The sequence below is a fragment of the Vibrio sp. R11-SG3-ISO9 genome (assembly GCF_059834255.1).
Map to the genome: position 1 here is coordinate 99,706 of NZ_JCBDGU010000030.1, position 23,920 is coordinate 123,625.

A 23,920-nucleotide genomic window follows, 5' to 3' on the forward strand; every position below is an offset into this window, starting at 1 on the left:
TTCTGTGACTTACCCCAATATATCAGGTGAAAGTTGCAGAAAAATAACGGTCATTTTTGTAATTTTTTTTCTTTTCGGGTGCGGATTCTACCACCGAATGAATTCAATATCACTGCTTAACAATTGTCTTAGGACAAGGTTTTAGCGCTATTTATTAATTTTTTGGATCGAAATAAATGGACTAAATGGTTTCGTTGTAACTATAATATCTTTCATATCGAAACTTATGGTTCATTTTTAAATGTCGAAACGAAACACTCAGCTCAGAAGACACGCAATTTCTAATCTAGTTAACGAGAAAGGTGAGGTTAGTGTTGATGAATTGTCCGCTAAGTTTGAAACCTCGGAAGTCACAATTAGAAAGGATTTGGCGTCTTTAGAGAAAAATGGTCAGCTTTTACGCCGATATGGCGGTGCTGTTTCATTGCCGAAAGAAGTTGTGAACGATGAGATAGGCAAAAAAGTTTCGACTCGAAAGCTTTCGTTAGCAAAAGCTGCAGCAGACCTAATTCGTGACCATAACCGCATTGTGATCGACAGCGGTAGCACGACAGGCGCTCTGATCGAACAGCTAAACAGTAAGCGTGGATTGGTCGTAATGACCAACTCGTTGCACGTCGCTAACGCTCTAAATGAACTAGAAAGCGAACCTACATTGCTAATGACGGGCGGAACCTGGGATACACACTCAGATTCGTTCCAAGGTCAGGTCGCAGAATCGGTACTGCGTGCTTATGACTTTGACCAACTGTTTATTGGCGCTGACGGTATCGACCTTGAAAGAGGTACTACAACATTTAATGAGCTAGTCGGACTGAGTAAGGTCATGGCTGAAGTATCACGTGAAGTTGTTGTGATGGTTGAATCAGAGAAAGTAGGTCGCAAAATCCCGAATCTTGAGCTGTCTTGGGAGCACATCGATGTCTTGATCACTGATACTGAGCTGGCGGAAGAAGCCAAACAGAGTATCGAGTCTCAAGGGGTGCGGGTGATTCTCACCGAGCCAGTATAGAAACTAAATTTAAAATTTATGCATTTAACTTCCTATAATAGATCTCTATGAGACATGGCCTTTGCTTGCTGCCAGATAGGAATAACTAAAAAAATTGATGGAGTAACATTATGTGTGGAATTGTTGGTGCAGTAGCACAACGTGACGTAGCAGAAATTCTAGTAGAGGGCCTACGCCGTCTTGAATACCGTGGTTACGACTCTGCAGGTGTCGCGGTTGTGGATAGCGAATCCAACCTAACTCGTGTTCGTCGTCTAGGTAAAGTACAAGAGTTGGCTGACGCAGTTGAAGCACAACAGGTAATCGGTGGTACAGGTATCGCTCATACACGTTGGGCGACTCACGGTGAACCTTCTGAAGCGAACGCGCACCCACATATGTCTGGTGACATTGCAGTTGTTCACAACGGCATCATCGAAAACCACGAAGAGCTACGTACGCTTCTTCAAGGTCGTGGTTATGAATTCACGTCTCAAACAGATACCGAAGTAATTGCTCACCTAGTTGAGTGGGAACTGCGCACGTCTGAGACGCTAGTTGAAGCTCTACAAAAAACAGCGAAGCAACTAGATGGTGCTTACGGCACAGTAGCGGTTGATCGTAAAGATCCTTCACGCATTGTTGTTGCTCGTTCTGGTAGCCCAATCGTAATCGGTTTTGGTGTTGGCGAAAACTTCCTAGCATCTGACCAACTAGCACTACTTAGCGTGACACGTCGCTTTATGTACCTAGAAGAGGGCGATGTAGCTGAAGTAACTCGTCGTGAAGTTAACGTATTTGACGCAAGCGGTGAGTCTGTTGAGCGTGAAATCGTTGAATCTAACGCAGAGCACGATGCGGGTGACAAAGGTAAATACCGTCACTTCATGCAGAAAGAGATCTTTGAGCAGCCAACTGCGCTAGTTAACACAATGGAAGGTCGTATTTCAGATACAGCTGTTATCACTAATGCAATCGGTGTTAAAGCTGAAGAGATCCTAAGCAAAGTAGAGCACGTTCAGATCATTGCATGTGGTACTTCTTACAACTCAGGTATGGCGGCGCGTTACTGGTTTGAATCTCTAGCGGGCGTAAGCTGTGACGTAGAGATCGCTTCTGAGTTCCGTTACCGTGATTTCGTTGTTCGTCCAAACAGCCTGCTTGTGACGCTTTCTCAATCTGGTGAGACGGCAGATACGCTAGCAGCACTTCGCCTTGCGAAAGAGAAAGGCTACATGTCAGCAATGACTATCTGTAACGTAGCGGGCTCTTCACTGGTTCGTGAATCTGATTTCGCGTTCATGACTCGCGCAGGTACAGAGATCGGTGTTGCTTCAACAAAAGCATTTACTACGCAGCTTGCAGCGATGCTGATGATGGTAACGTCAATTGGTCGCCTACAAGGCCGTATCGATGAAGCGAAAGAGACTGAAATCGTTCAAGCTCTTCACCAACTTCCTACAGACATCGAGAAAGCACTGGCATTTGATAAAGAGATTGAAGCACTAGCGACAGATTTTGCAGACAAGCACCACACACTATTCCTAGGTCGTGGTGAGTACTACCCAATCGCGATGGAAGCGTCTCTAAAACTGAAAGAGATCTCTTACATCCACGCTGAAGCATACGCTGCAGGTGAGCTTAAGCACGGCCCTCTAGCTCTGATTGATGCAGATATGCCAGTAGTGGTTATTGCACCGAGTAACGACCTGCTAGAGAAGCTGAAGTCGAACGTAGAAGAAGTTCGTGCACGTGGCGGTCTGCTGTATGTATTTGCGGATGAAGCAGCTGGCTTTGAAAGCGATGAGAACATGAAGATCATCAAGATGCCTCACGTGAGCGAAGTAACTGCACCTATCTACTACACGGTTCCAATGCAGCTATTGTCTTACCACGTAGCGCTAATCAAAGGTACGGACGTTGACCAACCTCGTAACCTAGCGAAAGCAGTAACGGTAGAGTAAGTTAACTTACCTTGGTAAATAGATGAAAGCCCATCATGATGATGGGCTTTTTTGTTTTTCAGCATTGAGCTTTTGTTACTCGTGGTTGAGGTAGGCCTTGGTTGAGATGTTGGTCCACGCTCGAACTTTCTTTGCGTAGTCTGCTTGAGAGTCGATGATTTTCTTCGCTAACGGATCTTTCGCGGCTTGTTCAGCAAGAAGCTCATCCGTGGCTGCACGCATCGTTTGGAGCACTTCTGGTGGGAAGTCACGGACTTTGATGTCTGGGTAATCAGATTGCATGGTTGCCCAACTGCTAGCATTGGCATCGAGAGCTTGGGTATACATATCGAAGGCTGCTACTCGGAAAGACGTTTCTAGAATGAGCTGAAGGTCTTTTGGTAGCTTATCCCAAGTCTTTTTGTTCACTAAGAACTGAGTCTCAGACCCCGGCTCATGCCAAGCTGTGTAGTAGTAAGGTGCAATCTTTTGAAAGCCCATACGCAGGTCAAAGGCAGGGCCAACCCATTCGAGCGCATCAATCGTGCCACGCTCTAGAGAAGTGTAGAGCTCACCCGGTGCAATATTGGTAGGCTTCGCGCCAACCTTAGCGAACACTTCGCCAGCAAAACCTGGAATGCGCATCTTCAAGCCTTTGAGGTCATCGATTGAGTTGATCTCTTTCTTAAACCAGCCACCCATTTGAATATCAGAGTTACCACCTGGGAACGAGAGTAGGTTATGTGGCGCGTACACCTCTTGCATCAGCTGCATACCACCGCCTTGGTAAAACCATGCGTACTGCTCAGTAGTCATCATGCCAAATGGCATTGAAGAGAAGTAGAGCGTGTTTGGTACCTTACCTTTCCAGTAGTAAGAGCTTGAGTGTCCTAAATCGTATTGCCCCGACTTCACCATATCGAACACCCCAAGCGGCGCTTTGTGCTTATTGGCTGAGTCGATGCGGATCTGCAGTCGACCGTTAGACATTTCATTAGCTAACTTAGCCATGTTCTTGCTGGCGTCACCGAGGATTGGGGTATTCGGTCCCCATGTTTCCGCAAGTTTTAAGCGATATACTTTTTCTGCGGCCTGTGCGGAGAGTGCAACGGTTGCGAGCAGCGCCACTGAAGCTGCTTTGATTAGGGGGAGGATTTTGTTTCGAGTGGTCATGAGGTTCCCATTATCGGCTGTCATTATTATAGGTTTGGCTTAGATTCCCGAGTTATCTCGGTAAGGTCAATCAAGCTCATGTGATGAGAAGAGAGCGGTGACAGTCGTTTCGTTCAGGTTTAAGTTAGGTATGAAGATGTTTGGGGGAGATATATCTCTCTTATGCAGGAAGATATTCTGATGGAAGGTGGGAAGTAGGGAAGATATCGTTATTGCTTAATTGATATGTTAATCACAGAACGATAGCGTCAACAAATAAGCCAGCACATACATGCTGGCCTATGGTGTTGTTTGCTATAGAAACGTAGTGTTAAGCGTTTAATGCTTGTTCTAGGTCGGCAAGAATATCGTCGATATGCTCGATACCAACAGATAGACGAATCATCTCTGGAGATACACCTGCTTGTTTCTGTTCTTGCTCACTTAACTGACGGTGAGTGGTTGAAGCCGGGTGACATGCTAGCGACTTAGCATCACCAATATTCACCAGGCGCTTAAAGATCTGCAGTGCGTCATAGAAGCGAACTCCAGCTTCATAGCCATCCTTGAGGCCGAAAGACAAAATAGCGGAAGGTTTACCCTGCATGTATTTCTCTGCCAGTGGGTAGAACTCTGAGTCTGGCAAGCCTGCATAACTTACCCAACTCACTTTATCATGCTGCTTGAGGTACTCAGCAACCTTGAAGGCATTTTCAGTGTGACGTTCCATACGCAGTGATAAGGTCTCTAAGCCTTGCATCAGCATAAAGGAATTCATTGGTGAAAGTGCTGACCCCGTATTGCGCATCGGTACTGTACGCGCTCGGCCGATAAAGGCAGCTTCACCAAAGGCTTCGGTGTATACCACGCCATGGTAAGACGGCTCGGGTTGGTTGAATACTGGGAAGCGATCTTTATGCTCCGCCCAAGGGAACTTACCTGAATCGACAATGACGCCACCTAGAGTGGTACCGTGGCCGCCAACGTATTTCGTTAATGAATGCACAACAATGTCCGCGCCAAAATCGATAGGCTTGCATAGCACTGGAGTTGCAACTGTGTTGTCGACGATGACAGGAACACCTTGGGCGTGGGCAAGTTCGGCAACACGCTCTAGATCGATGATATTACCAGCAGGGTTACCAATACTTTCACAGTAAACCGCCTTGGTGTTCTCATCGATGAGCTCAGCTAAGCTTTCAGGTTTGTCGTCTTTGGCAAAGCGTACTTCAATGCCTTGGTTTGGCAGCATGTGTGCAAACAGGGTGTAAGTGCCACCGTATAGCTGAGGGGTAGAAACAATGTTGTCGCCCATTTGCGCCAAAGTCTGAATTGCGTAGTTGATCGCAGCACTACCCGCACTCACCACTAAGCCTGCAATACCACCTTCAAGCGCTGCCATTCGTTTTTCCAACACATCATTGGTTGGATTCATGATGCGGGTGTAGATGTTACCTGGAACTTCGAGATTAAAGAGGTCCGCGCCGTGCTGAGCATCATCAAACTCGTAAGCCACCGTTTGATAGATAGGCGTAGCGACAGATTTGGTTGTTGGGTCTGTCTCGTAACCAAAGTGGATCGAGAGAGTTTCGTCTTTCATTTGTCTTCCCTGAACAGTTGATTGAATAGTGACCTTTCATAGTGCCGCCTTTTAGAATAAAAAAACGCAAATCAAGTCACAGGTAAGTGATTGAATACACCGTGTTGTGAAGAAGTATTGAGGAAACTGACTCAAAGATGCTGTAAACGGGAAGGGCCAAAATTGGGGGCAAGAAATTATTCTGCTCAGAAAAGCAAAAAGCCAGAGCAGCATCAACTGCTCTGGCTTTTCTAAATTTGGTGGCCCCTCCCAGATTTGAACTGGGGACCGAACGATTATGAGTCGTGCGCTCTAACCACTGAGCTAAGGGGCCGTAGGGCAATGATTATAGGGGATGCAATGGGTGGTGTCTAGCCACTAAAGGGGGCAATTGCGCTTAGTTCTTAGCCACTTAAATCATATAGATACAAAAAAGGTGAGCTAAAGCTCACCTTTCTTCTTATATGCTTAAAAGCTAGCCAATTCTCGCGAGAGATTACTCGTCTAGGAAACTACGTAGAGTTTCAGAACGGCTTGGGTGACGCAGCTTACGTAGCGCTTTTGCTTCGATCTGACGGATACGCTCACGAGTTACGTCGAACTGTTTACCAACCTCTTCTAGAGTGTGGTCAGTGTTCATGTCGATACCAAAACGCATACGAAGAACTTTTGCTTCACGAGGCGTTAGGCCTGCTAGAACGTCTTTCGTAGCACCACGTAGGCTGGTTGCCGTTGCAGAATCTAGAGGCAGTTCTAGAGTCGTATCCTCGATGAAGTCACCTAGATGCGAATCTTCGTCGTCACCGATTGGTGTCTCCATTGAGATAGGCTCTTTAGCGATCTTCAGTACTTTACGGATCTTGTCTTCCGGCATTTGCATGCGCTCAGCCAACTCTTCCGGTAATGGCTCACGACCCATCTCTTGTAGCATTTGACGAGAGATACGGTTTAGTTTGTTGATCGTTTCGATCATGTGAACCGGAATACGGATAGTACGAGCTTGGTCGGCAATCGAACGAGTGATCGCTTGACGGATCCACCATGTAGCGTAAGTCGAGAACTTGTAACCACGACGGTATTCAAACTTATCAACCGCTTTCATTAGACCGATGTTACCTTCTTGGATTAGATCCAAGAATTGTAGACCACGGTTGGTGTACTTCTTAGCAATCGAGATTACTAGACGTAAGTTCGCTTCAACCATCTCTTTCTTCGCACGACGAGCTTTCGCTTCACCGATAGACATACGACGGCTGATGTCTTTAATGCTTTGTACTGTTAGTGACGTCTCTTTTTCGATCATATCCAGTTTCTGAATAGAGCGACGGATATCACTTTCGTTACGTTTGATCTTCTCTGCGTATGGCTTGTCTGAAGCAAGAACTTCGTCTAACCATGCTTCGCTAGATTCGTTGCCTGTGAATAGGGCAATGAAAGATTTCTTCGGCATTTTGCCGTACTCAACCGTTTGACGCATGATTAGGCGCTCTTGAGTACGTACACGATCCATTGAAGTGCGAAGTTCATTAACTAGGTAATCGAACTGTTTTGGCGTTAGGCGGAACTCTTTGAACACGTCTTGCATCATGGTTGTTGCAAGAACGGCTTTCGGGCTCTCTGCGCCGTATTCGTTGATCGCTAGCTGACGATTTTGGAAGCTTGTGCGAAGTGCAGTGAATTTCTCAAGAGCAAGCTCAGGGTCGATACCAGTATCTTCCTCTTCCTCTTCAGATTCGTCTTCGTCATCTACATCTTCTTCATCTTCGTCGTCAAGATCAGATTCTGCCAGCTCAGAACCGATATGCGTCGCTGTTGGTGCTGCCGTACCATCATCATCTGGGTCAACGAAACCGCTGATCAAATCAGTAAGGCGCAGCTCTTCAGCTTGAACTTTGTCAAACTGTTCTAAGATGTATGGGATAGTGCCAGGGTATTCAGCAACAGAAAGCTGAACTTGGTTGATACCATCTTCGATACGCTTAGCAATATCGATTTCGCCTTCACGAGTCAGTAGCTCAACGGTACCCATCTCACGCATGTACATACGTACTGGGTCAGTTGTACGGCCGATCTCGTTTTCTACGCTTGAAAGCGCAGCTGCTGCCGCTTCGGCTGCATCTTCATCTGTGATGGTATCGTCATCATTTAGGGCTAGATCATCGGCATCAGGTGCGGTTTCTACAACCTTGATACCCATGTCGTTAATCATCTGAATGATGTCTTCTACCTGTTCAGAATCAACAATTTCTGCAGGTAGGTGGTCGTTTACTTCGGCGTAGGTCAGATAGCCTTGTTCCTTGCCTTTAATAACAAGTAATTTTAGCTGTGACTGCGGATTTTGATCCATAGATGATATCCAACTTCAGGTCTGGTGAAGGACGTTGCATTTTTAAATGCAAACCATAAATGTTAACAAATTTTATCAATGCTGACTAATCAATCAGGGTTACGCTTTTAAATCTAGCATCAAGGCTAGCAGCTCCCTTTTTTCTTCGGCTGATAAACCGACACTTCTTGCTTTGGCCTGCAGGTTTTCAATTTGCTTTTCTACGCACTGGGCAAGAATATTGTCCAATGAGTCTAAGAATATATCTTCTTGATTGTCATCATCGAGGGGGATTTCCCAGCTCGCGAGACGAGACAGAAGTGCCTCATGTTTACTGTGTCGCCAGTGCTCTAATAACTGGCCGGTGTTGATATGGGGGTTAGTATGGCATTTATCAAGTACCTCAACGAATAAACTTAAACCAGGTAATGGTAAGTCTCGAACACTCGATAAATCCGGTACCATATCAGCATAGCTCGGATTTTGTAGAAGCAAAGCGATCACTTCTCGCATAGGGGTGCGTTTAAGCTCTTTATGCGGTTGCGGACTAGAGCTCTTGTTATGAACTCTAGCTCGTCTTAGCTGATTATCAAACCCAGTGCGCTCATCCAGTAACTTTTCGAGCAGTTCTTGGAAGTAGCTATCAGGAATTTTATTGATCAGTGCACTGGCATGGGCTCTCAACGCCGATTTACCTTCAGTTGTTCCAAGGTTTAATTGATGAATTTCAATTAGGTTGTCGAACAAGTAAGTAGAAAGTGGCGTTGCGTTTTGAACTAGTTGTTCAAAGGCCTCTTTGCCGTGTTGTCTAATATAGCTGTCTGGGTCTTCGCCATCTGGCAAGAACAGAAACTTCAGGGTATTCCCGGTCTTTAAATACTCAAGTGCATTTTCCAGTGCGCGCCAAGCGGCTTCTTTACCCGCTCTGTCACCATCATAACAACACACAACCGTGTGGGTTTGACGGAACAGCATTTGGATATGATCACCGGTTGTCGAAGTGCCCAACGAGGCGACGGAATAATCTACGCCATATTGCGCTAGTGCGACAACATCCATGTAACCTTCAACCACCAAGACTTGAGGTGGCTCACGGTAAGCCTGTAAGACTTCGTAAAGACCATATAGCTCTTTGCCTTTATGGAAGATCGGAGTCTCAGGGGAGTTGAGGTACTTTGGTGTTCCATCTTCAAGAACACGCCCACCAAAACCAATCACTCGACCACGACGATCGCGAATCGGGAACATGATGCGTCCACGAAAACGGTCGTATCGGTTACCCTTGTCGTTTTCGATTAACATGCCGCCCGTGACCAGCATGTCCTGCGCTTCTTTTTGTTGGCCGAAATTCTTACGAACTAAATCCCACTCATCGGCAACGTAACCAATCCCAAACTTCTGTACGATTTCGCCCGACAGACCTCGATTCTTGAGGTAGTCAATTGCGGGCTTGCTCGCTGATAGCTTGAGTTGTGAGCGGTAAAATTGGCTGATACCACCCATTAAGTCATATAGGTTACGCTTTTGCTCCGTGTTGGCTCGCGGCTGAGTCGAAATGGCACCGCTGCGCTGCTCTCGAGGGACTTCTAAACCAAGAAAGCTCGCAAGCTCTTCAATGGCCTCCACAAACTCGAGGCGTTCGAACTCCATAATGAAGTCGATGGCATTACCGTGTACGCCGCAACCAAAACAGTGATAGAACTGCTTTTCTTGGCTAACGCTAAAAGAGGGAGTTTTTTCGTTGTGAAACGGACAACAAGCACTGTAGTTTTTGCCCTTTTTCTTAAGTTTTACGCGTGCGTCAATGATGTCGACGATATCGAGACGCGCGAGGAGGTCATCAATGAAACTACGTGGGATAATTCCAGCCATAAAACCTTAGAAAAATGCACTAACTGAGAGTGATGATAATATAGTTTGAATAGGTAGCAGATACAAACAAGCCGTGCGTTCCATAGGATTGCACGGCTTGTTGCAATTTGATTTGGGATTAAGCGAGTTTAGAACGAACTAAACCACTAACTTTACCCATATCTGCACGCCCTTGAATTTGTGGTTTCAAGATAGCCATTACTTTACCCATGTCTTGCATGCCCGCAGGTTTAGCTTCTGCAATTGCGCTATCTAGTAGTGCAATCACTTCTTCTTCAGTAAGCGGTTGAGGCATAAAACCTTCAAGTACAGCAATTTCTGCTTGTTCCACGTCAGCAAGATCTTGACGACCAGCCGATTCATATTGAGCAACAGAATCGCGACGCTGTTTAACCATCTTAACTAGAACAGCAAGGATGTCGTCGTCGTTCAGAGTAATCTGTTCGTCAACTTCACGTTGCTTAATAGCTGAAAGAGCTAAACGGATAGTGCCAAGGCGCGGTTTGTCCTTGGCTTTCATCGCTAATTTTTGCTCTTCTTTGAGTTGTTCAATAAGAGCCATAACTCAGTCCTTATGGATTAAGTTATTAGTACAGGCGAACGCGACGTGCGTTTTCGCGAGCTAGCTTCTTAGCGTGACGCTTTTGAGCTGCTGCTTTAGCGCGTTTGCGAACTGTAGTTGGTTTTTCATAGTGCTCACGACGACGCACTTCAGAAAGGATACCTGCTTTTTCGCAAGAGCGCTTGAAACGACGTAGTGCAACGTCGAACGGTTCGTTTTCACGTACTTTAACTACTGGCATATGCCTTTCACCTCAGGGGTTATTCGTTAACGCTGGTAACTTAGTGAACTGAACTTAAATATTCAGTCTTAACCAGCTTGATCAAAAATGGTGCGGAATTTTAATCCGATCACAGTGGCTTTGTAAAGCACTTTGTCGATTATAGTCTGTACAATATTTGTTTGCTGAGCTTAGGCAGGGTAATATTGCGCTAATTTCCCATTAAAGATGAAAGCGTGCCGAGAAAATTATGCGCATTATTGGTATTGAAACCTCTTGTGATGAAACAGGAATCGCAATTTATGATGATGAGCAAGGTCTGCTTTCTCATCAACTCTACAGCCAGGTAAAACTGCATGCCGATTACGGTGGTGTTGTTCCTGAGCTGGCATCACGTGATCACGTGAAGAAAACCATTCCACTGATTAAAGCGGCTCTTAAAGAAGCAAACTTAACCTCTAAAGATATTGATGGCGTAGCTTACACGGCGGGCCCTGGTCTGGTTGGTGCGCTGCTTGTTGGTGCTACGATCGGTCGCAGTATTGCTTACGCGTGGGGTGTTCCTGCCGTGCCAGTACACCACATGGAAGGTCACCTGCTTGCTCCTATGCTAGAAGATAACCCACCACCGTTCCCATTTGTGGCGCTGCTGGTATCGGGTGGTCACACTATGATGGTTGAAGTAAAAGGTATTGGTGAATATCGCATTCTGGGTGAATCGATTGATGACGCAGCTGGTGAAGCCTTCGATAAAACCGCTAAGCTGATGGGCTTAGATTACCCAGGCGGTCCACTGCTTTCTCGCTTGGCAGAAAAGGGCACGCCGGGTCGCTTTAAGTTCCCGCGCCCAATGACAGACCGTCCGGGTCTAGATATGAGTTTCTCAGGTCTAAAAACCTTTGCAGCTAATACCATTCGTGACAACGACGATAGCGAACAGACTCGCGCAGATATCGCATACGCATTCCAAGAGGCGGTTTGTGGCACCTTGGTAATCAAGTGTAAGCGTGCCTTGGCGGAGACAGGCATGAAACGTATAGTAATTGCTGGTGGCGTGAGTGCAAACAAGCAGTTACGAGCAGAACTTGAAGCGCTAGCGAAGAAGATTGGTGGTGAGGTTTACTACCCTCGCACTGAGTTTTGTACAGATAACGGTGCAATGATCGCTTACGCAGGTATGCAACGTCTTAAGAACGGTGAGGTGGCTGATCTTTCTGTTCAAGCGACACCACGCTGGCCTATCGATCAGCTTGAGCCAATTGCTGAGTAATCGAATCTGAATAAATGGACGGCCGCTGAAGTAGCGGCCGTTTTTATATGACTTAGGGAAGAAAATGAACAATTTCACTATTGAAAACCAAAACATGGCGTACCTAGATGAAGGGCAAGGGCCTGTATTAGTGTTTGGTCACAGCTACCTATGGGATAGTGCAATGTGGCAACCTCAGGTAGAGGCACTGAAATCTAAGTACCGTTGTATTGTTCCTGAGCTTTGGTCTCACGGTCAATCTGATGCAGCGCCAAGCTCAATGCGCACGCTAAAAGATTATACTCAACATGTTTTGGCACTGTTGGATCATTTGGGTGTTGAGGAGTTCTCAATTGTTGGCCTATCGGTAGGCGGCATGTGGGGAACCGAGTTGGTGGAGTTAGCGCCGTCTCGCGTGAAAACTCTAGTACTTATGGATACCTTTGTTGGCCTAGAGCCGGAAGTGGCACATGCTAAGTATTTCTCGATGCTAGATACCATCGCACAAACAAAGATGGTTCCACCACCGATTGTTGAAGCAGTTGTTCCTTTGTTCTTTGCTAATCAAGCAGAGCAAAATAGCCCTGAGCTAGTAAAAGGCTTTACAGAATTTCTATCTCAGTTAAATGGTGAGCACGCGGAACAGGTCGCACGCATTGGGCGTATCGTGTTCGGACGCCGTGATATGATTGAATCGATTGAGAAGTTTGCTCTGCCAGTCCTGGTTGCTGTGGGTCAAGAAGACAAACCGCGCCCAGTATTGGAATCTTACTTAATGCATGATTGCATCGCAGGTAGCGAGCTGGCTGTGATCCCTAATGCAGGTCATATTAGCAGCTTAGAACAGCCTGAGTTTGTAAATGAGATGCTTGCGAGCTTCCTAGATAAACATCTTCTGGTGTAATTGAGTCACCAACGAAATGATGAAAAATCGGCGTAATCTATATTGATTACGCCGATTTTTTTTGTCCTAATTTTGGCTCACTGCCGTCGAGTAATCGGCGAATATTTTGATGATGGCGCAGCACGATCAAGCAGCACAACATGGCAACAGGAAGTGTGTATTGTGGTTTTACCATCCACGCATAAAACGGAGTGACTAACACGGTGACAATCGCAGCCAAAGATGAGTAACGGAAAAGAAAAGCGACTAGTAGCCAAGTGCCCATAATCATACCGGTGAGGTCAAGACCAATAGGCGCGATGGCACCCAAGGCCGTCGCAACGCCCTTGCCACCCTTAAAGTGGAAGAATATTGGATACATATGGCCCAAACAAGCGGCAATCGCGACAACGCCCAGAATGATAGGGTCGATATCGAGGAAGTAACCAAGCCAGACGGGAATCGTCCCTTTTAACATGTCACAAAGTAGCACAGAGGCTGCAGCGGCTTTGCCACCGATACGCAATACATTGGTAGCGCCGGGATTATTTGAACCTACGGTTCTAGGGTCGGGCAGACGCGCGACTCGGCATATCAAGACCGCACTTGAGATTGAACCTAATAGATAGGCTGCAATGATCATAATGAGTGCCAATGGAGTCATGTCTGTCCTTAATGGTGCGAAAATAATGCTCAATCCAAGAGTAATTGATATCATATCCTGAATTAGGCAAATAATACGTTTTTTTCCCATTTTTGGGTATCCGACCTCTAAAAGGACAACTAATGGCACTGGATAAAGTTTTCATCGAACAGTTAGAAGTAATCACAACAATTGGTGTGTATGACTGGGAACAAGAAATTAAGCAAAAGCTGGTGCTTGATATAGAGATGGCTCACGACAACCGTCCTGCAGGTAAAAGTGATGACGTGGTCGATGCTTTAGATTATTCAAAGGTGAGCACGGCGGTGCTTGAGCACATTGAAAATGGTCGCTTCCTATTGGTTGAGCGTGTCGCAGAAGAGATCGCTGAGTTGATCATGACGCAATTCTCAGTGCCATGGATCAAGATCCGTCTGGCGAAGCCGGGCGCAGTGCCTCAAGCGAAAGCTGTAGGCGTGGTCATCGAACGAGGCCAAGCATGACCATTGCTTATGTCGGGGTCGGCACCAATATCGACCGTGACAAACATGCCAAGGCCGCTTGGCTAGAGCTGCAATCTTTGGGGAGCAATCTGCGTTGCTCCTCGATTTATCACTGTGAACCGGTGGGGTTTGATAGCCATCCGTTCTATAACTTCGTGATTGAGCTCGATACTTTGTTGTCATTGACCGAATTTTCACAACAGCTGCGTAAAATTGAGTTTAAATACGGGCGCGCGAAGGATGCCCATAAGTTGCAAGACCGCAATTTAGATCTCGATATCGTGTTGTTTGGTGATGTGGTTTCTTCTCAAAAACCTCAACTTCCTCGCAGTGATATCTTTAAATATCCTTTTGTCACACAACCACTATATGATCTCTGTCCTGCTCGGGTAATCCCCCAGGATGGACGAACCGTCAGTGAAATATGGCAGAAAATGGAGCAGCTAGACTCCCTCTCTGTTGTAGATATAGAACTATAAATTTATAAGGTTAGAAATGAGTTATTTTGAAGCGTTTATTTTGGCGTTGGTGCAAGGCTTTACCGAATTTTTGCCAATCTCAAGCTCTGCACACTTGATCCTTCCTTCAGCTGTACTTGGCTGGGAAGACCAAGGTTTGGCATTTGATGTGGCGGTACACGTTGGTACATTGGCGGCAGTAGTGATCTATTTCCGCAAAGAAGTTATCTCACTACTAAACGCGTTTTTTGGTTCAGTGTTCAAAGGTGATCGAAGCAAAGAAGCGAAACTGGCTTGGATGATCATCTTAGCGACTATTCCTGCTTGTGTGTTTGGCCTGTTGATGAAAGACATCATTGAGCTTTACCTGCGTAGTGCGTGGGTTATCGCGACCACGACTATCGTGTTTGGTTTGTTGTTATGGTGGGTAGATAAGAACTCAGCACTGCGTGATGACGAGTATCAAGCGGGCTGGAAGAAGGCGTTATTCATTGGTTTGGCGCAAGCGATGGCGATGATCCCAGGTACGTCTCGCTCTGGCGCAACTATTACTGCAGCGCTGTACCTTGGTTTTACTCGTGAAGCGGCAGCTCGTTTCTCTTTCTTAATGTCGATTCCTATTATCACGCTAGCGGGCGGCTACTTAGGCCTTAAGCTAGTCACTAGCGGTGATCCAATCCACGTTGGTACTTTGTTGACGGGTATTGTGGTCTCTTTCATCAGCGCTTATATCTGCATTCACTTCTTCTTGAAGTTAATCTCTCGCATGGGTATGACGCCATTTGTTATCTACCGCTTGATTCTAGGTTGTGGTCTGTTTGCTTTCTTGATGATGCAATAAGCTCCAACTCAAAGTTCAAAACGCACAAAGCCCGCTGACTCAGCGGGCTTTGTTGTTTAAATCAATGATACAAGTTAGCTACTTTTAAGCGGTAGCTAGAGCGCTCTCAATAGCCTGAATACGGCGCTTCTCTTGCTCATCACGAATATCTTTACCTTTAAAACCATCGGCAATCACGGCTTTAACATCGACCCCTAATGCAGCTTGATACGCCGCTTCAAAGCGCGGTTTTTGTGGATAAGGATCAGACTCTAATCCTTTTCTTCCCGCATGATCTGCTTGGCAACATAGCAGGATGTCATTGAGTCTCTCAGGTTTACGCCACACATCAAATTTGTTGAGGATCTTTAGGAAGGTGGATGGCCTGAGCTCACCTGCACGATGGATGTTGGAGTGCTGTTCGCAGACAAGCAGTGCTAAATCTCGAAATTCATTCGGCACACGTACTCGTTCACACAGGGATTTGATCAGCTTGAGACCCGTGTGACAGTGCATCTTATGGCTTGGCCACTCACTTGGCGGAGTCACGCCTTTACCAAGGTCATGAACTTGGGCTGCAAAACGCACGGGTAGTGAAGAGCTTAATAGTGCTGCTTGTTGAGCAACCATCAAGGTGTGAATACCAGTGTCGATCTCAGGATGCCACTTTTCAGGCTGCGGGACGCCAAATAGCGCGTCCAACTCTGGGAGTACCACGGCTAGGGCACCGCACTCCCTTAAGGTTGATAAGAAGATCTCAGGGTGTGGTGTGCTCAGTGATTTGTGCCACTCTTGCCAGACTCGTTCTGCTGTTAGATGTTCTAATTCACCTGACTCAACGATACGTTGCATCATCTCTAGTGTTTCTGGCGCGATGGTAAAACCCAAGTGATGAAGCTTGGCGGCGAAACGAGCCACGCGCAGCACGCGAAGTGGATCTTCGACAAAGGCTTCTGAGACGTGCCTTAGGACGCGGTTCTCTAGGTCTTGTTGACCATGATAGGGGTCGTAGAGTGTACCTTGTTCATCTTGTGCGATAGCGTTGATGGTTAGGTCGCGACGCATGAGATCTTCTTCGAGGGTAACGTCAGGTGCAAAATAGCACTCAAAACCTGTATAGCCAGAGCCAGACTTTTTCTCAGTTCGTGCTAGTGCGTGCTCTTCTTTAGTTTTTGGGTGCAAGAAAACTGGAAACTCTTTACCAACGGCGGTAAACCCAAGTTCTTCCATCTGCTGCGGCGTACTGCCGACGACAACCCAATCTTTGTCGTAGCTCGCAATTTCCAGTAATTGGTCGCGTACTGCACCACCTACTAAATATCTGTTTAGGCTCTGGTGTATTGGTAAGCCATCGTAGTTTTGCAACTTATCACCTCGAAATCTTTTATCACTGTTGGACTTTATGGCGAGCAATGGTAATTTCCATTTATCGTAATTATAGGGCAGCCCATGTATAAGGAATATTTTGGCTTCGTAGAGATGCCATTCTCGATTGTACCAAATTCTCGCTACTTGTTTTTAAGTCAGCGTCATCAGGAAGCAATGCAGAACCTGCAAGCTGGATTGGGTGACGGTGGTGGTTTTGCCATGCTGACAGGTGAAGTGGGAACTGGTAAAACGACCGTTGCTAAGGCGATGTTGGCATCTTTGGATGATCAAACTCAAGCAGGCCTTATACTGAATCCGACATTCTCTAACATTGAGCTGCTCGAAGCGGTGTGTGATGAGTTTGAGATTGATTACCCAGAACAGGCTTCACTCAAGCAGTTGAGCCAGGCTATTCATAGTTTCTTGTTGGACAGCCATGAGCAGGGGATTCAAACTCTGCTGGTGATTGATGAAGCGCAGCATCTCGCCGCTGATGTATTGGAGCAGTTGCGACTTCTGACCAACTTAGAGACAGACAGCCGTAAATTATTGAAAGTGCTGCTGGTGGGGCAACCCGAGCTGCAACAACATTTGCAAACTAATCAACTTCGACAGCTAGCACAACGTATCACAGGGCGTTATCACCTGCTGCCTCTCAATGCCCAAGAGGCGGGTAAGTACATTGCGTTTAGATTGGAGACTGCGGGTGCACAGCAGATGCTGTTCTCTAATCGCGCAGTGAAATCCATCGCCCAATACACCCATGGCATACCGAGATTGATTAACCTTGTGTGTGACAAGGCCCTTCAATTGAGCTTTCATCAAGGCGAAAAAACACCATCTCAAGCTACCGTTGAGCAAGCGTGTCAGCAGATCATGTCGTTCCAAGCTGAGGTGTATCAAGCGCCGGTTAAACAGCAGTCGGCAGTTTGGCCGAAACTGGTGCAATACAGCGCGTTGAGTGTGCTGGGCTTAGGACTCGCTTGGGGGACGTTTACGTACCTACCGCAAAACATCGACAAGTGGCTTGTCAATGAACAGGTGGCGTCTGACCTTGAACCTCAAATTAAAACGGCGATGCAGGTTCCCATAGAGATTCAAGCTGAAACAACAGCCCCTCTGCTGCCTGAACATATTGCTCAACAGCTCACGCAGGGCACAAGTCGAGCTTCTGCCATCCAAGACCTGTATCAGTTGTGGGGTTATCAATCTTCACTTCGAGATGGCTTATGTTTGAGTGAACCACAGAGTGTGTTTGTGTGTGTTGAAGGGCAAGCGACACTGCGTGAACTGATTCAACTCAACTCACCAGTAGTATTAAACCTGACCTTTGAGGAACAGTCTTATCATGCAGTGCTGTATGGTCTTTCTGACGAGTCGGTTGAATTATTAGTGAATCAATCTTTAGTTCAAATCCCGGTTTCAGCATTAGAAACCTTGTGGCAGGGCGATTATGTTGCGATATGGAAACAACCTCTGAGAGAGACACTTAGAGAGGGGGATTCCGGAGAAGCGGTCGCATTGCTTGATTTGCTACTGTCTGAAGCATTAGGAGAAAATGTAACGGGACAAGAGCTGTTTGATGACGAGCTCAAGCGTAAGGTCGAAGCATTTCAGATCTGGCAAGGAATGTCAGTCGATGGCATTGCAGGAAAAAGAACGCTTGCGCGTCTACAACGAATCGCTCAGTTAGATTCACCTATCCTGATGAGCATTGATGAGGAGAGAGGGTAATGTCTCGAACAATGAGCCGTTTACAAAAATCGGAAATGCCCGGGTTCCAGCAGCACCTGGTGTCGACTCAAGCTCCTAAGTTGCGTTCGCATCGTGGTGCATCAATCGCGTTGAGCCTATTGATCTTATTGGTACCATCGCTACTTGTTGCAGGAGGCTTGCTTTATCAAGAGCGAACCTCTAAAGAGCAAGAGAGTGCAGTTGCACTAACAGAGTCAGCAAGTGTGGTCGAGTCGGTCACGCCGGAGTCGGTTCCTGCTCCAGAAGCCCTAGAACTCGACGCTGAGTTGGTGGTGAGTAACGCAGATTCTGAGCTGTTTAGCATTCGCCCTGCACCTCAGGTGGGTGAACTGAAAGCTTTGCCTCGTCAAATGAACTATGCATCGGTTAACGCTGAAGCAGTTAACAATGATGAGCAAGAGACACAAGTATCGAACGAACAAGACGACTCTGTATTGGCTCAGGTTGATTTCGAGGATGAACCGCAACAACTGGCCGATGAATCAAACAATCCGCAAGTGAAGCAAAGCACTAGTAGTGCAGGTAATGAAGCTATGGAAGGTGACCTGTTACAAGGACTGGATCTTACCGAGCTGTCTCCTGAGTTAGCCCTCAAGATTGAGTCGATTCTTGATAACAGTGATTCACCGTCTGAGGTGGACATTGACCAATACCGACCTCAACCGACTGTCCAGCTGGAGTCGCATACCCAGAGCTTAAGTGGTCGTTTACCAAGCCTGAACCTGCAAACGCATATGTACTCAAGCAGTGCAGAGAGGCGCTGGGTTAAAATTAACGACAAAGAGGTGGCACAAGGGGATTGGATAACTCCTGAAGTGCAGCTAATAGAAGTGAAGCCGCAATCTATTGTGGTGGAGTTTGAAGAGCAGGCTATCGAAATCCCAGCGCTTTATGAGTGGCAAGGTTAATCGCTGGAGCGATTGAACATTAGAAAAACAAAAAGGAGCACATGAGTGCTCCTTTTTTGATTTGTTGCGATTACGCCCAACCGTTTGGTGATTTTCTCTTGCGCGGGATTAGGTGCGGAAGAATCAGACCAAACAACAGACCTAGGCCTGCGACACCGCCGCCGTACATGAAGTACTTCAGCAGTAGGTCATCTTTTTGCGTGTCTAACTTAGCGCGTAGTTCGCGGTTTTCAGTTTGAACGCTTGTCAGCTGTTGGCTGATTTCGCTGTAGTTCTGCTCTAGCTCAGAAATTTGCGTGTTGCGAGAATCAAGAGAGCTGATTAGGCCCGCTTTTTCGCTATCTGCGCTTTGACGAGCGTTAGCCAGCTTAGCTTTCACTTCTGCTAGTTCTTTTTCTAGCTTAGGCATGCGCAGTGCCATGCTCTCTTGAGAAGTGACAAACTTGCTCTCAACCCAGCCTTTACGGCCACGGTTGTCTTGAATTTGGGTATAACCAGTTTGCTTATTTGCTTGTAGGAATGTGATTTTTTGACCGGCATCGACACTACCAATAATACGGTAGCTATTGTTTGGGCCAGAGTGCATATAAGTAAATAGTTTATCAGCAATATAACGGTCTTGTGCAAACGCAGCTGGGGCTGCAAGCATTGCGAACAAAACGAAGCTAATCAGTTTTTTCACAGTAAATCCCTTAACGATTTCAATTGGGGTGGGCAATAAGTCAGCCTCAGTTAGCAGATAGTATTTAGTTTCTCGGTAGGGTGCAACAAAGAAGGGAGGCTGAGCCTCCCTTTCTGTGTATTTGAGTCAATAATGACATGAGATTTACATATCGTTACTGAAACTCACAATTTTCTGACGTGCATTCAGCCCCTGAAATAGGGTTAGCCGATGAACATACCTTGAATTGCGTAGAAGAATACAACCGCAAGCAGTGCACCTGCTGGCAGTGTTACAATCCAAGAAGCAACGATGTTACGTACTACGCCAAGGTTTAGAGCTGCGATACCGCGAGCGAAACCAACACCCAATACCGCACCAACAAGTGTTTGTGTGGTTGAGATTGGTAGACCAGTACCAGAAGCAAGAACTACGGTACATGCTGTTGCAAGTTGTGCTGCAAAACCACGGCTTGGTGTTAGTTCTGTAATACCAGTACCAACTGTTGCCATTACTTTATGGCCAAGTGTTGCAAGACCAACAACGATACCAAAACCACCTAGAGGTAGAATCCACCATGCGATGGTGCTCTTACCTGTGATTTCACCCATGTGTTCAACTGTTGATACAACAGCAGACAGTGGACCAATCGCGTTAGCTACGTCGTTTGAACCGTGAGCAAATGCCATCGCACACGCTGTGATAACCATAAGAACAGAGAAGATACCTTCTACGCCAGCAAAGCTGTGGTCTTCTTCGCGGTTAGCGAATTTCTTCTGGATGTATAGGTAGCCACCAACCATAACGATCGCAGAAACGCTAGCAGCCCAAACCCAAGCTTCAGTGTTGCTTAGGTGAAGACCAACGTGCTTTAGACCTTTCTTGATTGTTACTAGCGCGATCACCATCGTTGTGATGAACATGTACACAGGAACAAAACGCTTAGCGTTGAACAGTGGGTTCTCAGTATCAAAGATCAGGCGCTGAGCACTTACGAAGATAACGTAAGCGAAGAAACCAGAGATAACAGGCGTAATGATCCAGCTACCTACGATACCTTGAACGCTGCCCCAGTCCACCGCTTCAGTACCAACAGACACACAAGCGAAACCGATGATAGCACCGATGATTGAGTGCGTTGTTGAAACAGGCCAGCCCATGTAAGAAGCAAGTAGTAGCCATGTACCAGCAGCAAGTAGTGCTGACATCATGCCGAATACAAGTACGTCAGGTTGGTGTGCAAATAGAGATGTCTCGATAACACCTTTACGGATAGTATCGGTAACTTCACCGCCAGCAAGATAAGCACCAGCAAATTCAAAGATCATTGCGATAATGATCGCTTGTTTAACGGTTAGAGCTTTTGAGCCTACTGAAGTGCCCATTGCGTTCGCAACGTCATTCGCACCAATACCAATAGCCATCAAGAAACCGAAAGCTGCTGCAATAAGAATCAGGACAGTGCCGTAGTTAGCAAGGATATCCATCGTAATACCTAGTTGTTTGATAACAAGCGGAGCAAATTTAGACGCAAAAAACCGCTCAGCGAGAGAAATACTCAACGCATAAGTGGTTTTGGTTAAAAAGTGCTCTTCGTTATATAGTTAACGTTTGATTTAAGATCGAGAAAGCATTACTTCAAGACGAGCGCCAACACGCTGCGCTTGGTCTGCAATACCACCGACCCATTCAAGAATCTTGTATAAGAACATGATGTCGACAGGGTTTAGATCCGCTTCAATTGCCATTAGTTGTTGGCGTAGCTCGATCTGCATCGCGTCTGTATCATCTTCGATTACATCTAATTGATGAATCATCTCAGCAACGAGTGTTACTTCACGGCCTTTAAAGCCAGTTTCAAGTAATTCATCTAGTTCATTGATTACGTTTTGTGCTTGGTTCGCTGCATCTAGGCAACGTTTAACGTAAGCGATGAAATTCTCTTGTAGAGGAGCAGGAATGACAAGCTGACGACCGTAAACGCGGCCAGCGATGTCTTTCGCTAGGTTTGCAAGTTTGTCTTGCTGAGTTAATAGCTCCAACATATCGGTGCGATCAACCGGCATAAACAAACCGCGAGGAAGTTTAAGGCGGATTTCACGTTTTAGTACGTCTGCTTCTTTTTCAAGATGAGAAATCTGCGCACGAATTTCAGCTGCCTTTTCCCAGTCACCCTTTGAAGATACTTCAAAGAAGTTAACTAGGTGAGAACAACATTCGTTCACACACACAACGTGACGTTGCAAAGGTTTAATTGGGGACTTTGCAAATAACCCCATAATTGTATTTACTGGCATGGTTGTCCAACCTAATAAATAATAACCTTAAAAAAAACATACACCATGTTCGTGGTGAAATGTTAAGCGATGGCTATAAAGTCGCGCATGTTAACCTAATCAATCTCTCATTAAAACTGTTTTAGATCATCATATGGGCGATATTTCTGACTTGCCGAGTTCTAAAATTGGCAATATCCTGTTCCTATCTTCCCAGAAAGGTATAACTATGGAAACCGAGATAGAACTGAAGTTTTTTGTTTCTCCTGAATTTTCAGAGACTTTACGCAATAAAATTGCTGAAACGAAGGTACTTCAGCACAGTTGTCGAGAGCTAGGTAACATCTACTTTGATACGCCGGACAACTGGCTACGTGAGCACGATACTGGCTTGCGCATTCGACGCTTTGATGACGTATTTGTACAAACCGTAAAAACAGCGGGTCGCGTGGTTGCAGGTTTGCACCAGAGACCAGAGTACAATGCGGAGCATGATAGCAATCAACCGAATCTATCTCTTCACCCTGGCGATATTTGGCCAGACGGTAAGGATATCGAGACACTGCAATCTGAACTGATTCCTCTTTTTTCGACTAACTTCACTCGCGAACAATGGCTGGTGGGGATGCCTGATGGCAGTCAGATTGAGGTGGCGTTTGACCAAGGCTTTGTTGAGTCTGGTGACAAACAAGAGCCAATCTGTGAGGTTGAGTTAGAGCTTAAATCTGGACAGGCCGATGCACTATTCACACTGTCGCGACAGTTCTGTGAACAGGGCGGGATGCGTTTGGGCAATCTGAGCAAAGCAGCAAAAGGCTATCGCTTGGCGCAGGGTTACCAAGGTGATGAAGTTAAACCACTGGCATTGGTCGATACCGATAAGAATGACACGGTTGAATCTTGTTTTATTCAGTCTCTAGAACATGCTCTATCTCACTGGCATTACCATGAGCAGATCTTCACTGAGCGCCAATCAATTGAAGCCCTGCATGAGATCAGCCATTCTCTGAGCTTTATCCGTCAAACCTTTACTATTTATGGTGGCATTGTCCCACGTCGTGCGAGTGCGATCCTCCGCCAAGAGCTTAAATGGTTAGAGCAAGAACTAGAGTGGCTTAAGAGCTACGACCATCTAGAAGACTTGCTAGAAGATAAAGGCCACGTTTTACGTAAGCTAGATGCTCGTAAGTTCTTGGTTGCTGAACTTAAAGAGATGCAAGAGCAGCTTCCAGATCGTGAAGAATTACTCACTCTTTTGAGCTCTGCGCGTTATACAGGTTTGCTGCTTGATTTGAGCCGTTGGATCCTATCGCGCGGTTGGCAGCCATTCCTTGATGAGAAAGCGCGTGAACAAATGGCTCGTGGCATTGAGTGGTTCTCGGTTAAGCAATTAGATCGCACTTGGGCTGAGCTAATGGAAGCTTTCCCGCCTGAACGTGTCATGACCAGCCAAGCTTACATCGATCAGCAGTACCGCCTGATGCGCAACCTATATTCAGGTGTTGGGTTTGCCAGCTTGTATGATGCTGATGAACGTAACAGCTTCCGTCTACCGTGGGCAGATATGATCCAAGGCATTGATGACCTATTGATGCTAAGAACGCTTGCCCCGTTAACTGACAAGTTAGAGGGTGATGAGAAGGATCAACTGGAGCGTTGGTTGGCTCGCCAAGAGGTATCTATCCTGCATGCGATGGAGCAGACGCGTCAGATCAGCGTCGAAGTTGAGCCATATTGGCAAGACTAACAAT

At 46.4% G+C, this 23,920-nt stretch carries 21 protein-coding genes and 1 tRNA gene; 10 read left to right on the forward strand and 12 right to left on the reverse strand.

The features are described from left to right. Positions 1-241: 241 nt before the first annotated feature. Positions 242-1,012 (forward strand): DeoR/GlpR family DNA-binding transcription regulator, encoded by a 771-nt coding sequence (locus AC6R05_RS09385; protein WP_032553064.1) that lies wholly within the window; start codon positions 242-244, stop codon positions 1,010-1,012. A gap of 110 nt (positions 1,013-1,122) precedes the next feature. Then, the gene (glmS, locus tag AC6R05_RS09390; protein WP_500647222.1) at positions 1,123-2,955 is read left to right on the forward strand and encodes a glutamine--fructose-6-phosphate transaminase (isomerizing); all 1,833 of its coding nucleotides are present in this window, start codon (positions 1,123-1,125) and stop codon (positions 2,953-2,955) included. 75 nt (positions 2,956-3,030) lie between these two features. On the opposite strand, the gene AC6R05_RS09395 is transcribed toward glmS, so the two are convergent. The 7 genes from AC6R05_RS09395 to rpsU form a co-directional block, all read right to left on the reverse strand. Next, on the reverse strand, positions 3,031-4,107 hold the full coding sequence (locus AC6R05_RS09395) for a TRAP transporter substrate-binding protein (RefSeq protein WP_500647223.1): 1,077 nt from the start codon (positions 4,105-4,107) through the stop codon (positions 3,031-3,033). Between the two features lie 310 nt (positions 4,108-4,417). Continuing rightward, complete coding sequence (locus AC6R05_RS09400) at positions 4,418-5,686, reverse strand: O-acetylhomoserine aminocarboxypropyltransferase/cysteine synthase family protein (protein WP_500647224.1); 1,269 nt, start codon at positions 5,684-5,686, stop codon at positions 4,418-4,420. Positions 5,687-5,923: 237 nt separating this feature from the next. Further along, positions 5,924-5,999, reverse strand: a tRNA-Ile gene (locus AC6R05_RS09405). Between the two features lie 162 nt (positions 6,000-6,161). Next, positions 6,162-8,012: an RNA polymerase sigma factor RpoD gene (rpoD, locus tag AC6R05_RS09410; RefSeq protein WP_500647225.1), complete on the reverse strand. Its 1,851-nt coding sequence runs from the start codon at positions 8,010-8,012 to the stop codon at positions 6,162-6,164. Between the two features lie 99 nt (positions 8,013-8,111). After that, positions 8,112-9,863 carry a DNA primase gene (gene dnaG, locus AC6R05_RS09415; RefSeq protein ID WP_285467784.1) on the reverse strand — a complete coding sequence of 584 codons (1,752 nt, stop codon included), beginning with the start codon at positions 9,861-9,863 and terminating at the stop codon, positions 8,112-8,114. Between the two features lie 118 nt (positions 9,864-9,981). After that, the gene (locus AC6R05_RS09420) at positions 9,982-10,425 is read right to left on the reverse strand and encodes a GatB/YqeY domain-containing protein (RefSeq protein WP_500647226.1); all 444 of its coding nucleotides are present in this window, start codon (positions 10,423-10,425) and stop codon (positions 9,982-9,984) included. Between the two features lie 25 nt (positions 10,426-10,450). After that, positions 10,451-10,666, reverse strand: coding sequence for a 30S ribosomal protein S21 (gene rpsU, locus AC6R05_RS09425; RefSeq protein WP_001145625.1), 216 nt, complete (start codon positions 10,664-10,666; stop codon positions 10,451-10,453). A 229-nt stretch (positions 10,667-10,895) separates the two neighbouring features. On the opposite strand from rpsU, the gene tsaD reads away from it, so the two are divergent. Further along, the gene (gene tsaD, locus AC6R05_RS09430) at positions 10,896-11,915 is read left to right on the forward strand and encodes a tRNA (adenosine(37)-N6)-threonylcarbamoyltransferase complex transferase subunit TsaD (protein ID WP_032553071.1); all 1,020 of its coding nucleotides are present in this window, start codon (positions 10,896-10,898) and stop codon (positions 11,913-11,915) included. 64 nt (positions 11,916-11,979) lie between these two features. Then, a complete protein-coding gene (locus AC6R05_RS09435; RefSeq protein WP_500647227.1) occupies positions 11,980-12,798 on the forward strand; it encodes an alpha/beta fold hydrolase in 819 nt (272 codons plus the stop codon). A gap of 46 nt (positions 12,799-12,844) precedes the next feature. Here AC6R05_RS09435 and plsY read toward each other — a convergent pair whose 3' ends face one another. Beyond that, positions 12,845-13,441, reverse strand: a complete 597-nt coding sequence (gene plsY, locus AC6R05_RS09440; RefSeq protein ID WP_032553074.1) for a glycerol-3-phosphate 1-O-acyltransferase PlsY — start codon at positions 13,439-13,441, stop codon at positions 12,845-12,847. A 122-nt stretch (positions 13,442-13,563) separates the two neighbouring features. Here plsY and folB point away from each other — a divergent pair, with 122 nt between their 5' ends. The 3 genes from folB to AC6R05_RS09455 are packed head-to-tail and all read left to right on the forward strand — an operon-like array spanning position 13,564 to position 15,222. Then, entirely contained in the window at positions 13,564-13,923 is a 360-nt protein-coding gene (folB, locus tag AC6R05_RS09445; RefSeq protein WP_032553075.1) for a dihydroneopterin aldolase, read from the forward strand. After that, entirely contained in the window at positions 13,920-14,402 is a 483-nt protein-coding gene (gene folK / locus AC6R05_RS09450; RefSeq protein ID WP_032553076.1) for a 2-amino-4-hydroxy-6-hydroxymethyldihydropteridine diphosphokinase, read from the forward strand. Before folB ends, folK begins: the two co-directional genes overlap by 4 nt. A 16-nt stretch (positions 14,403-14,418) precedes the next feature. Next, complete coding sequence (locus tag AC6R05_RS09455; protein WP_032553077.1) at positions 14,419-15,222, forward strand: undecaprenyl-diphosphate phosphatase; 804 nt, start codon at positions 14,419-14,421, stop codon at positions 15,220-15,222. Between the two features lie 84 nt (positions 15,223-15,306). On the opposite strand, the gene AC6R05_RS09460 is transcribed toward AC6R05_RS09455, so the two are convergent. Beyond that, positions 15,307-16,614 carry a multifunctional CCA addition/repair protein gene (locus AC6R05_RS09460; RefSeq protein WP_500647228.1) on the reverse strand — a complete coding sequence of 436 codons (1,308 nt, stop codon included), beginning with the start codon at positions 16,612-16,614 and terminating at the stop codon, positions 15,307-15,309. A gap of 36 nt (positions 16,615-16,650) precedes the next feature. Between AC6R05_RS09460 and AC6R05_RS09465 the strand changes: the two genes are divergently transcribed. Further along, positions 16,651-18,303, forward strand: coding sequence for an ExeA family protein (locus AC6R05_RS09465; protein WP_500647229.1), 1,653 nt, complete (start codon positions 16,651-16,653; stop codon positions 18,301-18,303). Next, positions 18,303-19,232, forward strand: coding sequence for a general secretion pathway protein GspB (locus AC6R05_RS09470; protein ID WP_500647230.1), 930 nt, complete (start codon positions 18,303-18,305; stop codon positions 19,230-19,232). The genes AC6R05_RS09465 and AC6R05_RS09470 overlap by 1 nt, the downstream gene beginning before the upstream one ends. A 70-nt stretch (positions 19,233-19,302) precedes the next feature. On the opposite strand, the gene AC6R05_RS09475 is transcribed toward AC6R05_RS09470, so the two are convergent. The 3 genes from AC6R05_RS09475 to AC6R05_RS09485 all read right to left on the reverse strand — a co-directional run bounded on the left by AC6R05_RS09475 (position 19,303) and on the right by AC6R05_RS09485 (position 22,190). Beyond that, entirely contained in the window at positions 19,303-19,914 is a 612-nt protein-coding gene (locus AC6R05_RS09475) for a TIGR04211 family SH3 domain-containing protein (protein WP_032553081.1), read from the reverse strand. Between the two features lie 203 nt (positions 19,915-20,117). After that, on the reverse strand, positions 20,118-21,380 hold the full coding sequence (locus tag AC6R05_RS09480) for an inorganic phosphate transporter (RefSeq protein ID WP_285467778.1): 1,263 nt from the start codon (positions 21,378-21,380) through the stop codon (positions 20,118-20,120). 129 nt (positions 21,381-21,509) lie between these two features. Beyond that, positions 21,510-22,190 (reverse strand): TIGR00153 family protein, encoded by a 681-nt coding sequence (locus AC6R05_RS09485; protein WP_032553084.1) that lies wholly within the window; start codon positions 22,188-22,190, stop codon positions 21,510-21,512. 208 nt (positions 22,191-22,398) lie between these two features. Between AC6R05_RS09485 and AC6R05_RS09490 the strand changes: the two genes are divergently transcribed. Further along, entirely contained in the window at positions 22,399-23,916 is a 1,518-nt protein-coding gene (locus AC6R05_RS09490) for a CYTH and CHAD domain-containing protein (protein WP_150870846.1), read from the forward strand. Positions 23,917-23,920 lie beyond the last annotated feature (4 nt).

What these genes read in the sequence shown, in the direction of transcription:
- AC6R05_RS09385 (WP_032553064.1), top strand. Translation starts at nt 242, where the DNA reads ATGTCGAAACGAAACACTCAGCTCAGAAGACACGCAATTTCTAATCTA.
- glmS (WP_500647222.1), top strand. Translation starts at nt 1,123, where the DNA reads ATGTGTGGAATTGTTGGTGCAGTAGCACAACGTGACGTAGCAGAAATT.
- AC6R05_RS09395 (WP_500647223.1), bottom strand. Translation starts at nt 4,107, where the DNA reads ATGACCACTCGAAACAAAATCCTCCCCCTAATCAAAGCAGCTTCAGTG.
- AC6R05_RS09400 (WP_500647224.1), bottom strand. Translation starts at nt 5,686, where the DNA reads ATGAAAGACGAAACTCTCTCGATCCACTTTGGTTACGAGACAGACCCA.
- rpoD (WP_500647225.1), bottom strand. Translation starts at nt 8,012, where the DNA reads ATGGATCAAAATCCGCAGTCACAGCTAAAATTACTTGTTATTAAAGGC.
- dnaG (WP_285467784.1), bottom strand. Translation starts at nt 9,863, where the DNA reads ATGGCTGGAATTATCCCACGTAGTTTCATTGATGACCTCCTCGCGCGT.
- AC6R05_RS09420 (WP_500647226.1), bottom strand. Translation starts at nt 10,425, where the DNA reads ATGGCTCTTATTGAACAACTCAAAGAAGAGCAAAAATTAGCGATGAAA.
- rpsU (WP_001145625.1), bottom strand. Translation starts at nt 10,666, where the DNA reads ATGCCAGTAGTTAAAGTACGTGAAAACGAACCGTTCGACGTTGCACTA.
- tsaD (WP_032553071.1), top strand. Translation starts at nt 10,896, where the DNA reads ATGCGCATTATTGGTATTGAAACCTCTTGTGATGAAACAGGAATCGCA.
- AC6R05_RS09435 (WP_500647227.1), top strand. Translation starts at nt 11,980, where the DNA reads ATGAACAATTTCACTATTGAAAACCAAAACATGGCGTACCTAGATGAA.
- plsY (WP_032553074.1), bottom strand. Translation starts at nt 13,441, where the DNA reads ATGACTCCATTGGCACTCATTATGATCATTGCAGCCTATCTATTAGGT.
- folB (WP_032553075.1), top strand. Translation starts at nt 13,564, where the DNA reads ATGGCACTGGATAAAGTTTTCATCGAACAGTTAGAAGTAATCACAACA.
- folK (WP_032553076.1), top strand. Translation starts at nt 13,920, where the DNA reads ATGACCATTGCTTATGTCGGGGTCGGCACCAATATCGACCGTGACAAA.
- AC6R05_RS09455 (WP_032553077.1), top strand. Translation starts at nt 14,419, where the DNA reads ATGAGTTATTTTGAAGCGTTTATTTTGGCGTTGGTGCAAGGCTTTACC.
- AC6R05_RS09465 (WP_500647229.1), top strand. Translation starts at nt 16,651, where the DNA reads ATGTATAAGGAATATTTTGGCTTCGTAGAGATGCCATTCTCGATTGTA.
- AC6R05_RS09470 (WP_500647230.1), top strand. Translation starts at nt 18,303, where the DNA reads ATGTCTCGAACAATGAGCCGTTTACAAAAATCGGAAATGCCCGGGTTC.
- AC6R05_RS09480 (WP_285467778.1), bottom strand. Translation starts at nt 21,380, where the DNA reads ATGGATATCCTTGCTAACTACGGCACTGTCCTGATTCTTATTGCAGCA.
- AC6R05_RS09485 (WP_032553084.1), bottom strand. Translation starts at nt 22,190, where the DNA reads ATGCCAGTAAATACAATTATGGGGTTATTTGCAAAGTCCCCAATTAAA.
- AC6R05_RS09490 (WP_150870846.1), top strand. Translation starts at nt 22,399, where the DNA reads ATGGAAACCGAGATAGAACTGAAGTTTTTTGTTTCTCCTGAATTTTCA.